Annotated in this window: 15 protein-coding genes; 1 reads left to right on the forward strand and 14 read right to left on the reverse strand. The window is 42.7% G+C overall.

The window, feature by feature from the left end; translation table 11 throughout:
* Positions 1–18 precede the first annotated feature (18 nt).
* The 11 genes from AC0VZ9_RS16770 to AC0VZ9_RS16820 form a co-directional block, all read right to left on the reverse strand.
* Positions 19–1035 (reverse strand): asparaginase, encoded by a 1017-nt coding sequence (locus tag AC0VZ9_RS16770; protein WP_475396503.1) that lies wholly within the window; start codon positions 1033–1035, stop codon positions 19–21.
* Between the two features lie 28 nt (positions 1036–1063).
* Entirely contained in the window at positions 1064–2218 is a 1155-nt protein-coding gene (locus tag AC0VZ9_RS16775; protein WP_071155584.1) for an ROK family transcriptional regulator, read from the reverse strand.
* Positions 2219–2245: 27 nt separating this feature from the next.
* The gene (locus AC0VZ9_RS16780; RefSeq protein WP_251156090.1) at positions 2246–2389 is read right to left on the reverse strand and encodes a hypothetical protein; all 144 of its coding nucleotides are present in this window, start codon (positions 2387–2389) and stop codon (positions 2246–2248) included.
* A 62-nt stretch (positions 2390–2451) separates the two neighbouring features.
* Complete coding sequence (locus AC0VZ9_RS16785) at positions 2452–3339, reverse strand: sugar phosphate isomerase/epimerase family protein (protein ID WP_251156091.1); 888 nt, start codon at positions 3337–3339, stop codon at positions 2452–2454.
* A 1-nt stretch (position 3340) separates the two neighbouring features.
* Complete coding sequence (locus tag AC0VZ9_RS16790; RefSeq protein WP_251156092.1) at positions 3341–4402, reverse strand: Gfo/Idh/MocA family protein; 1062 nt, start codon at positions 4400–4402, stop codon at positions 3341–3343.
* Between the two features lie 5 nt (positions 4403–4407).
* The gene (locus AC0VZ9_RS16795) at positions 4408–5316 is read right to left on the reverse strand and encodes a sugar phosphate isomerase/epimerase family protein (protein WP_341001600.1); all 909 of its coding nucleotides are present in this window, start codon (positions 5314–5316) and stop codon (positions 4408–4410) included.
* A 190-nt stretch (positions 5317–5506) separates the two neighbouring features.
* A complete protein-coding gene (locus tag AC0VZ9_RS16800) occupies positions 5507–6475 on the reverse strand; it encodes an ABC transporter ATP-binding protein (RefSeq protein WP_475396504.1) in 969 nt (322 codons plus the stop codon).
* On the reverse strand, positions 6468–7457 hold the full coding sequence (locus tag AC0VZ9_RS16805; RefSeq protein WP_475396505.1) for an ABC transporter ATP-binding protein: 990 nt from the start codon (positions 7455–7457) through the stop codon (positions 6468–6470). The genes AC0VZ9_RS16800 and AC0VZ9_RS16805 overlap by 8 nt, the downstream gene beginning before the upstream one ends.
* A gap of 13 nt (positions 7458–7470) precedes the next feature.
* Complete coding sequence (locus tag AC0VZ9_RS16810) at positions 7471–8367, reverse strand: ABC transporter permease (RefSeq protein WP_019382316.1); 897 nt, start codon at positions 8365–8367, stop codon at positions 7471–7473.
* A gap of 12 nt (positions 8368–8379) precedes the next feature.
* Positions 8380–9303 (reverse strand): glutathione ABC transporter permease GsiC, encoded by a 924-nt coding sequence (gene gsiC, locus AC0VZ9_RS16815; RefSeq protein ID WP_009333796.1) that lies wholly within the window; start codon positions 9301–9303, stop codon positions 8380–8382.
* A 75-nt stretch (positions 9304–9378) separates the two neighbouring features.
* The gene (locus tag AC0VZ9_RS16820; RefSeq protein WP_475396506.1) at positions 9379–10959 is read right to left on the reverse strand and encodes a glutathione ABC transporter substrate-binding protein; all 1581 of its coding nucleotides are present in this window, start codon (positions 10957–10959) and stop codon (positions 9379–9381) included.
* A gap of 375 nt (positions 10960–11334) precedes the next feature.
* Here AC0VZ9_RS16820 and AC0VZ9_RS16825 point away from each other — a divergent pair, with 375 nt between their 5' ends.
* A complete protein-coding gene (locus tag AC0VZ9_RS16825) occupies positions 11335–11838 on the forward strand; it encodes a spore coat protein (RefSeq protein ID WP_009333794.1) in 504 nt (167 codons plus the stop codon).
* Between the two features lie 294 nt (positions 11839–12132).
* On the opposite strand, the gene AC0VZ9_RS16830 is transcribed toward AC0VZ9_RS16825, so the two are convergent.
* From AC0VZ9_RS16830 to phnC, 3 genes are read right to left on the reverse strand one after another with little or no spacing between them, the layout of a single operon-like run.
* Entirely contained in the window at positions 12133–12990 is an 858-nt protein-coding gene (locus AC0VZ9_RS16830) for a PhnE/PtxC family ABC transporter permease (RefSeq protein WP_009333793.1), read from the reverse strand.
* The gene (locus AC0VZ9_RS16835) at positions 12990–13775 is read right to left on the reverse strand and encodes a PhnE/PtxC family ABC transporter permease (protein ID WP_475396507.1); all 786 of its coding nucleotides are present in this window, start codon (positions 13773–13775) and stop codon (positions 12990–12992) included. Before AC0VZ9_RS16835 ends, AC0VZ9_RS16830 begins: the two co-directional genes overlap by 1 nt.
* The gene (gene phnC / locus AC0VZ9_RS16840) at positions 13765–14553 is read right to left on the reverse strand and encodes a phosphonate ABC transporter ATP-binding protein (protein WP_019382320.1); all 789 of its coding nucleotides are present in this window, start codon (positions 14551–14553) and stop codon (positions 13765–13767) included. Before phnC ends, AC0VZ9_RS16835 begins: the two co-directional genes overlap by 11 nt.
* Between the last annotated feature and the right edge of the window lie 200 nt (positions 14554–14753).

Here is a 14753-nt window from a genome sequence, read left to right on the forward strand (position 1 = left end):
TAATCGTGCGTTCTAATTTTAATTTAAAGGCAATTTCTCGGACTGGAATATTTCCTTTATAGATCCCACTTCCATTCCAGCATCATTTCGAATAACGGAAGGCCTTAGGTTTCTCAGGTTTTTTATGGTTTCGTGATTGCTATAGTGTATTTGTTCAAGAATAGATGCTACAATGTTTGGCCAGACATCCTCAGATCCATTTAACACTTTGAGGGCAAATCCAGCCCGTTCTTTTTTTAGTCCGAAGCAATACACACCCTGGGCCCCGCCTTTAGCTACAATATTCTTGTCTTCCAATAAAATCGAACAGATAAAATGCTGTGATGCAACCATATTGAACTGGTTATTCATAATGGCCGTCATCTTAAAAACTGCCAGCTGGAGCTGGGGATCTTGAATCAGATCGGGACAAGCCAGCTTCAGGTATACTTCTGACATCCTCTTTAAAGGAATGGCAAAAACGGGGGTCCCGCAGCCATCAATACCAATATGAATAGCAGAGACCGGGATGCCCGATAAATGAGAAAGAATATCCATGATGTGCTTTTGTAAAGGATGGTCTTCTTTCCAGTATCCCTCCACTGGAAATCCCCATTCACGGCATACTGCAATAAATCCCATATGTTTGCCTGCGCAATTGTGATAAAGCCTCCTTTTCTGAATCCCTTGTCTGATCATCTCTTCTCTTGGCTGTATATTTAAAGGATAAGAAGGCGGGCAATAAAGTTCTTCTTCCTTTACAGGGAGTTTTGCTAACATGGATTCCAGCGCCTTAATATGGTAGGGTTCTCCTCGATGGGAAGCTGTAAACAGTGCAGCTTCCTGCTCTGTTAATCCGTACTTATCAATTATGTCAGTCAGAAATACCGGCAGCGCCTGGATTGGCTTAGAAGCAGAGCGAAAGTATGTGTAATGCTCTTCATCACCAACCTGATAAAAAGATTCTAATTGATTATTCATACCGCAAATGATCCCCGTATGAATATTCTCAACCAGTCCTCCCCTGACTTCCTCTACTAATGCAGTGTATTTCAATTCAGTTCTCTCCTTAAAATTAGCTTATCTACTCAAGCTCCAGCATGAGATTTTGGGCCTGTATGGCCGCCCCAAGAACAACTCCGTTCTCGCTTAATTCCGAATATACGATTCTCACCGATTGCTTCAATGGCTCCCATATATATAACTCGCATTTTTGCTCAATGGCTTGCTTCATTTCAGGCAGCTTCTCAATCGTATTGCCGCTTAAGATAATGACTTCAGGATTATATAGACAGAGGAGGTTGCTGATGGCCAATGCAATATAAGTGGAGGCTCTATCCATAATATTTAGTGCCCAGGGCTCCCGGTCCCGGTAGGATTGGAACACATCTTCTATAGAAGAAATATCCTTCACCTTCCTGCTGTCAGCAAGGATCGCCCCTTCAGAAATATAGGTTGCAAGACAGCCTATTTTGCCGCAATTGCAGACATTGCCAGTAGGATCAATCACGGTATGCCCGATTTCCCCTGCATTATTGGTTTCCCCTCTGTAAATGTCTCCATTAAGCATGATAGAAGAGCCTATTCCTGACCCAATGCCTATTAATATGGAATTCTGCGAATTCTTCGCTTTGCCTGTAAAGCTCTCTGCCACAATCTTCATTTTTAATTCATTATCTACTATGACATTAAAAGAGGTAAGCTTTTGCAGATCTTCAGCCAGGCTTGCATCTTTCCACTTTAACTGATCCGATATCTTTACAATTCCGTTTTTATAATCAATATATCCAGGTAAACCGACTGCCAGGCCCATTATTTTAGCAGCAGGAATCTCGTTTTCATCCATGATCTTTCGAATGACCGCATCTATTTTATGAAGCGTTTCCATATAACTCTCTGATTCATTTCTTTTACTCTTATGTAATGAAACCATTTCTCCAATATAATTGACAATTCCAACCTTCAGCAGGGATTTATCAATTTCAATGCCAACTGTATAAAGCACATCTCCGCGAACTTCCAGCAAGGTTGCTTTTCTCCCTACTCCCGATGCAACTGCCTCCGTTTCCCTTAGATAGCCCTGCAGCTGAAGCTCAGTGACAATTCGTGTTATGGAAGTCGGGCTCATCCCCGTCATTTTTGCAATATCTATCCTTGATATAGGAGACTTGGTCTTTAAAATATCAAGAACAAGATTTTTATTTTGTCTTTTCATTAAAAGCTGATCGTGTTTCTCCATTATCCTACCTTCTTTATGCCTGCAGATTTAGACTTCCAACTCTGAAGGTGCATTTAAAGAATCGTGTTGACTCTCGCCTTCATTGGAAAAACCAACAACATCCTTTAAAACTAAATCACTTTTCTGTGCAAGTTCGTTAAAGCTTCCAAAAGAGAAATCATACGTTTCCATTTTGGAAGCTTTCAGTGGAAATCCCTATCTCATTATACACTTTGTTCAAAGCATGAATCCATTTACCTAAAGCTTTTAATGAACCCTACCGCTTCCGCGATATCACGGATTGGATTTTGGTCCACTTCTCTTTCAATCGTTAAGTACCCTTGATAATTAATTTCGTTCAAAGCATTGAAGTAAGCCTCGAAGTCAACATTTCCCTTTCCGAGCGGAAGCTCCCTAAAATATTCACCTGAGGCAACCATTTCGGCAATTTTCGCATGGTCTGTACCGCCGCCATATCCAAGGAACCCGTAGACATCACGGGGATCAGCAGGCTTAAGCCTCTTTCCATCCTTCACATGTGTATGGACAATATAATCCTTTAGGAGCCTAACACCATCTGCCGGGTCATCTCCGGTTACCATAACCATATTCGCTGGATCGAAATTAACTGATACTCCATTTGTGCTCAGGGTATCCAGGAAGTCTTTAAGCCTGGCAGAAGGTTCAGGACCTGTCTCAATGGCAAAGTAGGCATTCATGCTTCTTGCGTAAACAGCCAGTTCTTCACATGCTGTCTGCATGGCTTCAAATATGGGGCTGTCCTGCTCCTCAGGAATAATGCCAATATGCGTCGTCACAATATTTGTTCCCAATTCTGCAGCAAGATCCAAAATACGTTTGGATTTTTCGATCTTAATAGGATTTTGCTCAGCATCCTGAAACCCATGCCCTCCAAGGTCGCCGCAAAGTGCCGATATTTCCAGGCCAATGGAATCCAAATAGCTTTTAAGTTTTTTTCGGGAAGCTTGATCTATATTTTCAGGAGCCATTTCTCCTTCAACGGCGTATATTTGTACACCATCAGCCCCCATATCCCTGCAGACTTTAAGTCCTTCGTACAAGGGCAGCCGCAGACTATCCACCATGACACCAATTTTATTTGAAAGTTTTACAGTCTCCATTTTAAGCAAATGTCACCTCACTTTTCTTATCGGCCGCTTCATAAATGCCAGCGAGGATTTTCATCATTTCCACCCCATCTTCAACGGGCGCCAAAGGATTTGTTCCTGTTATGCAGCTTGAAACAAAGGAATCGATCTGATTCTGAAAGGCATTGGCAAAATCAAATGTTAAATGATCCATTTGCGGGTGAATATTTAAAATGGTGTTATTTTCTTCACTTACAATGGCCAATTCAGGCTCCAGTTCTGCGCCGCCTTTTGTGCCATATAATTTGACTCCAATTTCATCTTGCTTCGCATGAAGTGTATAGGATACATCCACAAATAAAGAGGCACCGTTCTCAAACGTTATAAGGGCATTTGCTAAATCTTCTACTGTATTACGGTCTTTTTGATAATCTGCCGCTTTATAAAAGCGCAAATTCTCGACATTCCCTCTGTTCCCCAGCTTGCTGTACACATTTCCGGAAATCGACTTCACTTTAGGGCGGCCCATAAGGTACCAGCATACATCGATGACATGGACACCTAAGTCAATTAAAGGGCCTCCCCCTGAGCGATCCTTGTCAGCAAACCAGCCCCCGGGATTTCCGAGACGGCGCAGGCATGATGCTTTCGCATAGTAAATGTCGCCTAAAGTTCCGTTATCAACAAAAGCTTTCAGCACTTTTGTATTTGTAGCAAACCTTCGGACGAATCCTACCTGCAGGGTTTTCCCGCTATTCCTTACAGCTGCTTCCACTTTTAACGCTTCTTCCACATTCATGGCCAAAGGCTTTTCTACCAGCACATGTTTTCCAGCGTGTAGTGCCCCAACAGATATTTCCGCATGGCTATTATTCCAGGTGCAAATGCTTACTGCATCGATATTCGGGTCACTATACACTTCTTCTATATCCCTATATACATGGGTGATTCCATACTCCAGCGCTTTCGCTTCCGCTCTTTCCGCAGAATAATCAAAAACTCCGTATAGGACAGCATCAGAATTGCTGGCAAAGGACTTGAAGTGCATATCAGATATGGATCCGGCTCCTATAATACAGACTCTTAAAGGCTCCACTTTCTTCACCCTTTCAAAACCGGCTTAGTATCATTCACTGCCTGCACTTCGTTCCATAATCTTCTTACATTATCCATGCCAATTTTCGAACCGGTCCTGCAATCTTCCATGCCTTCAAATTCCACTGTTAGATAGCCGTCATAGCCGGAGCCTTTTATCAATCTGATAATCTCGCGTATATTTAGATCTCCGTGGCCCACGATGGCTCCGCGCAAATAGTTTTCATTTACCGTTCTGAACCATACTCCATCACCCGGATTCTCATAATATGGGCGAATATAGAAATCTTTTAAATGGACAGTTGCCGCGTATTTCAGATTCTTTTTCACCCCAACGAGCGGATCCTCATCAATGCAAAGGAAGTTGCCGACATCGAGAGTTGTTTTGAAGTTAGGACGGTCCACCTCATGAATGACCCGCTGTACCCGGTCGCTCGATTGGACATTGAATCCGTGGTTTTCAATGGTTGTCGTAATGCCGTATTGTGCTGCATAATCTGCGATTTGACGGCTTCCTTCTACTAGCTTATCAAAATGCTCTTCGAAGTAGTGAATCGTCATTTCTTCTGGCTTCAGCTGAAATGCTGTTACATCATGGCGCATAATCTTAATGCCCATGAGATTAACAATATCCACATGCTCCTTCAGCCTCTCCACTTCTTGTTCGAATGCTTCCTGTGTCGGCTGAACAAAATTGGCCGGCAGGGAATAGGCAGAAAGTTCAATACCTGCTGCTTCTGCTCTCTTCTTAATTTGATGTGCCAGCTCCGCATTATCCACAACCGAAAAACCATAAGGGACTATTTCCATATGTTCCCCGCCATTTTCGGCAATCCAGTCGATCACATCCAGAACCGTCATATTGCCATCTCTTAATTCTCTTACCAAACTGTACGTGCTAAGTCCAACCTTCATGAAAATCCTCTCCTATTTCTTATATTTTTATAGTGAATTTGCAGGAATGCTGATATTCCGCCAAATGGCCGATATTTTAAACATGTGACCGAAAAAATTAAATTCTGAACTATATCTCCGAAAAGTGACCGATAAATTCCTGCAGTGCGTAAAATCCTTAAGATAAATCTCCTTGAATCAGCACGTTTGGCTAATCCATTAAATGACATGCAACAAAATGATCATCAGCCAGTCCTTTTTTCACCTCTGGTTCCACTGTTCTGCAAATATCCATACAGGCAGGACACCTCGTGTGAAAGCGGCAACCGGAAGGAGGGTTAACCGGACTCGGCAAGTCTCCCTGCAGGACAATCCGCTCCCTTCTCAGCCGCGGATCCGGGACTGGCACAGAAGATAACAGTGCTTTTGTATAAGGATGCTGCGGATTTGAGAAGATGACATCCTTCGGGCCTGATTCAACTATGGTGCCAAGATACATGACCCCAATGCTGTCGCTGATATGTTCGACTACACTTAGATCATGAGAAATAAATAGATACGTAAGATTAAATTCAGTCTGCAAATCCTTTAATAAGTTCAGGATTTGAGATTGAATGGAAACATCAAGAGCGGATACGGGTTCATCAGCTATAATGAGCTTAGGCTTCATAATCAGCGCTCTGGCTATGCCAATCCGCTGGCGCTGGCCGCCGCTGAATTCATGAGCATACCGGTCTGCATGATGTTCTGTCAGTCCAACGACTTCGAGCATTTCTGACACCAGGTGATTCCGTTCGGCTTTTGATAGTTTCGTATGGATCACAAGAGGCTCGGCAATAATCTCTCTTACTTTCATTCTTGGATTAAGAGATGCATAAGGGTCCTGAAAGATCATCTGCACCTTTTTTCTTACCAATTTCAGCTGTGATTCTTTCTTTTGTGAAATTTCTTCGCCATCAATCCAAATTTCACCGTGGCTGGGAGTCAGCAGCCTTGAGATCAGCCGTCCTGTTGTAGACTTGCCGCAGCCGCTTTCTCCAACCAGACTGTATGTAGTTCCTTCCTCGATCCTGAACGACACATCATGAACTGCCTTTAATGATCTCTTTTTGGCAAACATGCCGCCCGGAAGCGTGAATGACTTCTTCAGCCCGTTTATTTTCAGCAGTGTCTCAGGCATATACATTCTTCCTCCCTTCTTCAATCATCCAGCAGCTGCACATTCTCCCATTTCCCAAATCAGTGGCATTCGGCTCTTCCTCTAAACAAATTGCCATGGCCTCAGTGCATCTTGGCGCAAATTTGCAGCCCTTTGGCATATTGCTGGGGTCAGGCACATTCCCTTTAATGGATGTCAGTTTATCCTTCCTCTGCCCGATTTTTGGAACAGATCCTATCAGTCCTTTCGTATAAGGATGCTTAGGGCTTTCAAATAAATCGAATACATTTGCTTCCTCTACTACCCGGCCTGCATACATGACTGCTACCCGGTCACACATTTCCGCCACTACACCCAGATCATGGGTAATTAATAGAACGGACATGCCTTCCTCTCGCTGCAGCTGTTTCATCAACTCCAATATTTGCGCCTGAATGGTTACATCCAGTGCAGTCGTCGGCTCATCTGCTATTAGAAGCTGAGGATTGCAGGACATGGCCATGGCAATCATAATCCTTTGCCGCATCCCCCCGGACAGCTGATGGGGAAATTCATAAACGATTTCTTCTGCCCGGGGAATCCCAACTTTCTTTAAAATAAAAATCACATGCTCCTTCGCCTGTTTTTCGTTTAAAGCAAGATGCAGCCGGATTGGCTCAAGCAGCTGTTCTCCTATTTTCATTACGGGATTTAATGAAGTCATCGGCTCCTGAAAGATCATGGCCATTTGTTTTCCGCGGATCTTTCTCATTTCCCGCTCTGATTTATGTGTAAGATCCTCGCCTTTAAAGGAAATTCTCCCGCCCGATATTTCTCCGCTTGTGCCTTTAAATAATTTCATGATTGACAGGGAGGTTAAACTTTTGCCGCAGCCGGATTCCCCTACGAGCCCGAGTACCTCTCCTTTATTGATATGAAAACTGACACCCCGCAAAATTTTCAGCTTTTCCTTATCCTTTGTAAATTGCGTCTCCAGCTCGTTTACCTGCAATAGCTTCTCCATTATTCAATCTCCCTTACTCATTCTTCGTTTTAGGGTCCAGGACATCCCGGAGCCCATCTCCGACAAGATTGAAAGCAAGCACTGTCAAAAAGATCGCTAATCCCGGCATCATGACAACATGGGAAGCTGTTCCTAAATAATCACGGCCAAGGCTGAGCATAGCACCCCAATCCGGTGTTTCAGGACTGGCACCGAGACCCAGGAAACTCAAACTGGAGGCCGCTAAGATTGCCGTGCCAATTCTCATCGTAATAAATACGATTAAACTTCCAAGAGTTTCAGGGAAAATGTGCTTGAACATAATTCTTCGGTGCGAGGCTCCCATTGATTTCGCTGCTTCCACAAAGACGGTCTCTTTCCCCTCCAATGTCGAGCCCCTTACCAGTCTTGCAAAAGATGGAATACTGAAAACGGATACTGCAATTACCACATTCGTTAATCCCGGCCCTAAAATGGCCACAATGGCGATTGCCAGCAGCAGATCCGGAAACGCAAACATGACATCACTGCCCCGCATTATAAGACGATCCAGCCAGCCGCCAAAATAACCGCTCATTAGTCCAAGGATGATTCCTCCAGCCGCTCCCAAAAAAACGGCCAGAAAACTGACACCAAGCGAAATTCTCGCACCGACGAGCAGCCGGCTGAAAATATCGCGTCCGTATTCATCCGTGCCTGCCCAATGTTCATTGCTCGGACCCTGCAGCGTCGTATTATAATCGGGCTCATAAGGATCATAGGGTGCAATATAAGGCCCAATGATGGCAATGATGATTAGCAGCAGGATAAAAATGCTTGCCCCAAATGCCATTTTTTGCTTTTTCCAATTCTTAAAGAATTCTTTAACAGGTGAGTATTTTTTCTTTGGAATCACTGGGGTATAGGCATTTACTTCTTTTATGATTTCCATGATTCCCCTCCTCTAGGAAACGTAGCGTATTTTCGGATTCAGCATACTGTACATGATGTCTACTATTAAATTAACGAGAATAAATTCAATGGAAAAAAGCAATAGCTCGGCCTGGATGACTGGATAGTCCCTGAAGGCAATGGAATCAATCAGCAATCGTCCCATTCCCGGAAAACTAAAGACGGTTTCTACTACAACTGATCCTCCAAGCAGGAAGCCAAACTGCAGCCCTGCAATAGTGACTACAGGAATTAAAGAGTTTCTCAGTGCATGCTTTGGAATGACTACTGATTCCTTTAACCCTTTCGCTCTTCCCGTCCGGATAAAATCGGCTCTTAATGTTTCAAGCAATGATGACCGGGTAAATCTGGCAAGCATGGACATGATGCCTGCGCCTAAAGTGAGGGAAGGCAATATATAGCTTTTCCAGCTCTCGGCCCCCCCTGTTGGAAACCAGCCAAGCTGGACAGAAAAAATCTGAATAAGAATCAACCCAAGCCAGAATCCCGGCATGGAAATTCCAGAAACGGCTGTGACCATCCCAAGATAATCCGGCCATTTATTTTTGAATACCGCAGACAGTGTGCCTATTAACAAACCAAGCACCAATGCCCAGCCCATACTCATGAACGTTAAATAGATGGAGGGCATGAAGCGGTCTGCAAACATCTCTGAAACCGGAAGACCTGTCTTTAAGGAAGTCCCCAAATCTCCTTGAAACAAATTGCTCATGTATGTAATGTATTGATCCCAAATAGGTTTATCGAGCCCCAATTCCGCCCTGATGATATTGACCTCTTCAAGAGTTGCATCCTTTCCGGCAACTAATCTGGCAGGATCTCCAGGAATTAAATGAGTGAAGAAAAAGATTAATATTGAAACAATAAATAGGATTGGGATCATTTCCAGGATTCTCTTCAGGATATATTGAAGCAAAATGAAAACCCCTTTCTTAGAAAGGAAGAGGCATTAGGTGGTACACAACCTTTGCCTCTTCTGATTACCTTGCTTTTACTTAAGATTCGCGTCTGTCACATTAATTCCGCCTGTTGGAGAAATGAAGACGCCCTCGACATTGGACCTTGAACCAGCTAGAATCTCATCTACCCCAAGGAAGATCCAAGGTGCATCTTTGTAGATAGCTGATTGAATATTGCTGTAGATTTCTGCCTGCTTGTCAGGATCTGCTGTTTGATTTACCTCTGTAATCCACTTATCTACATCATCATTTTTGTAGTATGCAGTATTCGCTCCATCCGGCGGGAATGAGCTGCTGCTGAACAATGGCTTCGTTGCATTGGTGGTATCGGATGGATACGCAGACCAGCTGACATACCACATTTGCACCTTTGCCTCTTCCGGTGTCTGAGCTCCATAAATCTCATCTGACAGCGTGCCTTCTTCCATTGATTTAATTTCAACCGTAATGCCAATTTCTTTTAACTGCTGCTGGATAAACTGCATTCCCTTCAATGTATCTGAATTGGTGTTACCCCAAATTTCAGCATTGAAGCCATCTTCAAATCCAGCCTCTTTCATTAATTCTTTTGCTTTCTCAATGTTGTGATCATAGGTTTCCTGTTTGGAGTAAAACTGGGTTTTGCTAGGTATAATCGAATCCAGCGGCAAGCCGTAGCCGGAATTTACGACACTTATGAATGCCTCTTTATTCACTGCATAGTTAATGGCCTGGCGAATGCGGACGTCATCATAAGGCTCTTTCATCGTATTGATGGATACATATCGGGCAATCGTGGAAGGAATCTTATGAATTTCAACGTCTGAATTGCTCTCCAATTCCTTCAAGTTTTGAACTGGCGCCGGATAGATCACATGTGCTTCGCCTGTTTTAAGCATAGCTACACGGGAGCCGTTTTCTGGAACAGGTTTGTAAGTAATCTTTTTCACACGATCAGCCTTATCCCAATAATCATCGAATCTTTCAACTGTTAGATGATCCCCCTGAACCCATTCCACAAACTTGAATGGACCGGTGCCAACTGGTGTTTTGCCGATATCACCGGAAGAATCATTGACCAGCTTCGGGCTTAAGATTTTAGCGGAAACAAATCTTGTCAGCATACCTGCATATGGTTCCTTTAATGTGACTTTAATTTGATAATCATCAATCACATCGATGCTGGTAATAAGATTGAAACCGCGGCTATTTAACCTGAGGCTCTCATCCTTCATAATCCTTTCAAAGCTGGTTTTAACCGCCTCTGCATTGAACGGCTCTCCATCATGGAAGGTAACACCCTGCCGGAGTTTGAATGAATATTCCAGTGCATTGTCACTGACACTGTATTCCTCAGCCAGCTGCGGAATAATTTGCCCTTCTTCATCCGATCCCAGCAATCCCTCTAACATGGCCGTCTGGACAGAATTTGAATTCGTATCGCCCGTATTATGCGGGTCCATGGATATAAAGTTTTCATTTACCGCAATCACTAATTCTTCTTCATTCGAGCTTGAAGAGCTTCCAGAGCTTTCTTTCTCATCCGTTCCGCTTTCTTTGCTGGAGCAGCCAGCCATTAGTACCAAAGAAACAAAAACAACAAATAGCATTTTCCACACGTTTACCCTTCTCAAATTGCTTTCCCCCTCGAACAATTTTGTCTTTTTTGCTTTTCTTGGAAGTTCAATTCAGATAATTAATTTCACCAAGTTAATAAATATGCAAAAAAATTATGTATTTTAGCGTATTTTAGTTTGTTTTACATATTATTTTCTCCACTGATGAAAATAATTAAATTTATTATAGATTGATATTCTCGTGATTTCAATATTAAATTCTGAAAATTTTATATTTTTTTATTTTTTACGGTGTACATCTTATCTCTTCCCTTTTCGTACAAGGCAGAGAAATATCGAACTTATAAGCCGGAAATTTAAAATTCAATAGACAAAGTCCCAGATTCATTTTTTTGAATACAGTTATATAAATTCTTTACTGGAGGTTTGATAATGGAACAAAGCTATAACCGTCCCCCGCAGCATCTCGCATGGCACGAAACATTGGAAATCCATGAATTAGTCGCTTTTCAATCTATTGGACTTATGAAACTAAAAAAAGCATACCGGGAAATAACTGACCCGGAATTAAAGGAAATATACAGACAGTCCATTCATGCGCTAAGTAAAAATATCAGCGAGCTTCTTCAGTTTTATCCCATGGCTCCAGGATCGGATCGGTTTGATGAGGAAAGAGTGGATAAACTGCCATTTTACTCTGGGGATTTATTAGGCCTGGCCAAAACTTCTGTCAGGAATTATGCAATTGCCATTACCGAAACAGCGACGGTTTCAGTAAGATTTGTATTAACTAAACATCTTATGGGAGCAATTGATTTACACGCAAAAATTTACCAGTATATGTATAAAAGAGGCTTTTATCCTTCTTACAATTTAAACAAATTACTTAAAAACGATGTAAACCTTGCAAATAAAGCTCTTTCTGAGCCTATTTAACGCATTAAATCAGCTTCCGCTTTGACTTATGGATATCTGATTCTTTTTGACAATGTCGGGGTCACCTGATGAATGAGCATATCGGAACAATTTCCCAGATTCCAGGCTTAACTTCAGATTTTTGGCCCCCGTTAAATGAACTTGCCAATAAGACCAATTCATTTCAATCTTGTTGCCTGGCTAATCGTCCCTTTTCCTCAAATCCATTGTAAACATCAAATTTGATAACCACCGAAATTCTTCTTATAAAATTAATAGACCAGGCATATCAGCACCTGGTCAAATTCTTGCTTATTAAGCTGTTTTCAGCTTTCTTTTTATCCTGGCAGCAAAGACTTCAAGGATAATCGCTACGGCCAGGATAAAATAAGTAATTGCCCCTATTTCCCTCATATCCAGGTAAAAGCTGCTTGCCATGAACATGTCAAATCCGATTCCGCCGGCCCCTGCTGCTGCTCCCATGGCAACGGCTACTGCAAAGTTAATCTCAAAGCGGAGAAATGTCCAGGAAATCATATAAGTGATGGAAGATGGGATAACCGCTTGAAAGACAATTTGCCACCAATTGGCTCCGCTCGCCTGCAGCGCTTCAATCACTCCCCTATCCAATTCTTCAAAGGACTCCGAATAAGCTTTGATTAGATAACCGATCGAATGGAAGGTCATTCCAATAACTGCAGCTGTACTTCCAAGTCCGGCTGCAACCGCGAAGATCAGCACCCACAGGACGGTCGGCACAGCTCTTATAAAGGCTACCATGCTTTTAATGACTATTGAAACCCTTTTGGAGGACAGATTCTCAGCAGCCAGCAATCCGAATAGTACTGCAATTATGGCTCCAAACAAGGTTGTCAGGAAAGCCAGCCCGAGTGTGACCATAACTTGGTAAAGGGCATGTCCAAAGGAGAAATGCTTCAAGTGCGGTTCAAGGAAGATGGTTTTTAAATTGGCGAATGTGCCAAGAAGCGCATCCATAAAGTCCAGTTCTTTATAATCAAAGCTGTAAAATGCATAGACTGTCACCGCAGCCAGAATAAAGAGGGTTAATCTTGTCACAATGGCCGCTTTGTTCAAAGGCTTAGCCGGCATTCTTTTGCCAAGCAGATGATCGGCTGGTGCTGTTACATTACTCAGCTGTTCCTTTACCTCCATTACAATATCACCTTCCTTACATAATTGGATGCATATTCGATCAATAGGATAGCAGCAATGATGACAACAACGACCAGACTTGCTGTGTCATAAGCCAAACTCTTATAGTATAAGTTGAATGTAAAGCCGATTCCAGATCCTGTCAGCAGTCCAATTAATGTGGCACTTCGGACATTCGTTTCGATCATGAACAAAACCCAGCTGATTAATTGCGGTATGCTTGATGGGATCACTGATTGGAAAATGATAGAAAAGTAGCCCGCACCTGTCGCTTTTAACGCCTCTACTGATCCTCCGCTCACTTCATCGATCGTTTCCGTAAAAGCCCTTGTTAAAAATCCAAATGACCCGAAGAATAAAGCAAAATAGCCAGTTAAAGAACTTTGGCCGAATGAAAACAGCAAAATCAGCGCCCATGCTGCAACATCGATGTTTCGAAAGACAGTGGCAATTCCTCTTGTAATCGCTCCAAAAAAGGGATTTACTCTTGTTGTATTCGAACCGAGAATGGAAAATAATAGGGCGAATACAGCAGCTGCTGTCGTAGCCGCAATCGAAACCAGGAGTGTTTCCTGCAGCTTTTCCAGAATAACTGGCAGCTTTTCTAAGGATTTTGCGGTTGGATAAAAGTTCGCCATTCCCCATTGAATGGCTTTCGGGATTGAAGCAAAGCCCTTTAAAGCATTGTACTCCGTAATAATCATGGCAAGGATGGTCACGGCTCCAAGGAGTAATAGGAAGGCAAGTGTGTTTCGCTTTTTCTTAGCAAAGATATCAGCCTGCATGTATGCCTCCAATGTCAAAGATTAAATCTTCTGCTTCCGATCCATATATTCGCTGAATGTCTTCTGAAGTCAAGCCTTTAGCCGATCCATTATACACTACTTGCCCTTTGTTAATGCCGATGATTCTGTCTGAATATTTGATTGCTACATCTACCTGATGAAGATTGACAACAACGGTAATGCCCATTGTTGTTGAAACCTTCTTCAAATGATCCATGATCACTTTTGCCGAATTAGGATCCAGGGACGCAATGGGTTCGTCGCACAAAAGCATCCGCGGATTTTGGATAAGCGCACGGGCAATGCCAACTCGCTGTTTTTGCCCGCCGCTTAATTGGTCTGCACGCTTATATATCATTTCGTTCAGTCCAAGCACATTCAAAATCTGGGCGGCCTGCTGCTTTTCCTCTTTGCTGTAATATCCAAGAACTCCAGCCAGTGTTGATTTGGTTCCCAATTTTCCATGCAGCGTGTTTTCGATTACCGATAATCGATTCACTAAGTTATAGTGCTGAAAGATCATGCCAATTTTGGTGCGGACCTGCTTTAATTCTTTTTTCTTCAAGTCCATTACCTGGAGATCCTGGAACCTTATTTCTCCGCCTGTCGCATCAATCATGCGGTTGATGCAGCGGAGGAGAGTTGATTTCCCTGCTCCTGATGGGCCGATAATGGAAACGAACTCCCCTTCCTGGACTGAGAAGCTTACATCAGTTAATGCTTTCGAATCTTTGCCAAATTGCTTTGTAAGGTGATTAACTTCCAATAATGCTGTCATGAGTTAACCCCTCCTATCCAATTGTTTTATCCTGCTTTAACGGGCAGAAGATTTCATCACTCTGTTCTAACTGCAAATAAATCTTGACTGTAAGCAAATTAATAATTTTATCCGAAAATAAATCAGAAATATACCTAAAAAATTCTCTATTCTATGCAAATAAATTAATCTATCCCCAAAGACAATTAAGTAAAAGTCAT

The sequence above is a fragment of the Cytobacillus sp. QJM3NY_8 genome, assembly GCF_056173585.1.

What these genes read in the sequence shown, in the direction of transcription:
- AC0VZ9_RS16800 (WP_475396504.1), bottom strand. Translation starts at nt 6,475, where the DNA reads ATGCCTGAGACACTGCTGAAAATAAACGGGCTGAAGAAGTCATTCACG.
- AC0VZ9_RS16835 (WP_475396507.1), bottom strand. Translation starts at nt 13,775, where the DNA reads ATGCAGGCTGATATCTTTGCTAAGAAAAAGCGAAACACACTTGCCTTC.
- AC0VZ9_RS16830 (WP_009333793.1), bottom strand. Translation starts at nt 12,990, where the DNA reads ATGGAGGTAAAGGAACAGCTGAGTAATGTAACAGCACCAGCCGATCAT.
- AC0VZ9_RS16810 (WP_019382316.1), bottom strand. Translation starts at nt 8,367, where the DNA reads ATGGAAATCATAAAAGAAGTAAATGCCTATACCCCAGTGATTCCAAAG.
- AC0VZ9_RS16825 (WP_009333794.1), top strand. Translation starts at nt 11,335, where the DNA reads ATGGAACAAAGCTATAACCGTCCCCCGCAGCATCTCGCATGGCACGAA.
- AC0VZ9_RS16775 (WP_071155584.1), bottom strand. Translation starts at nt 2,218, where the DNA reads ATGGAGAAACACGATCAGCTTTTAATGAAAAGACAAAATAAAAATCTT.
- AC0VZ9_RS16785 (WP_251156091.1), bottom strand. Translation starts at nt 3,339, where the DNA reads ATGGAGACTGTAAAACTTTCAAATAAAATTGGTGTCATGGTGGATAGT.
- AC0VZ9_RS16780 (WP_251156090.1), bottom strand. Translation starts at nt 2,389, where the DNA reads ATGGAAACGTATGATTTCTCTTTTGGAAGCTTTAACGAACTTGCACAG.
- AC0VZ9_RS16805 (WP_475396505.1), bottom strand. Translation starts at nt 7,457, where the DNA reads ATGGAGAAGCTATTGCAGGTAAACGAGCTGGAGACGCAATTTACAAAG.
- phnC (WP_019382320.1), bottom strand. Translation starts at nt 14,553, where the DNA reads ATGACAGCATTATTGGAAGTTAATCACCTTACAAAGCAATTTGGCAAA.
- AC0VZ9_RS16795 (WP_341001600.1), bottom strand. Translation starts at nt 5,316, where the DNA reads ATGAAGGTTGGACTTAGCACGTACAGTTTGGTAAGAGAATTAAGAGAT.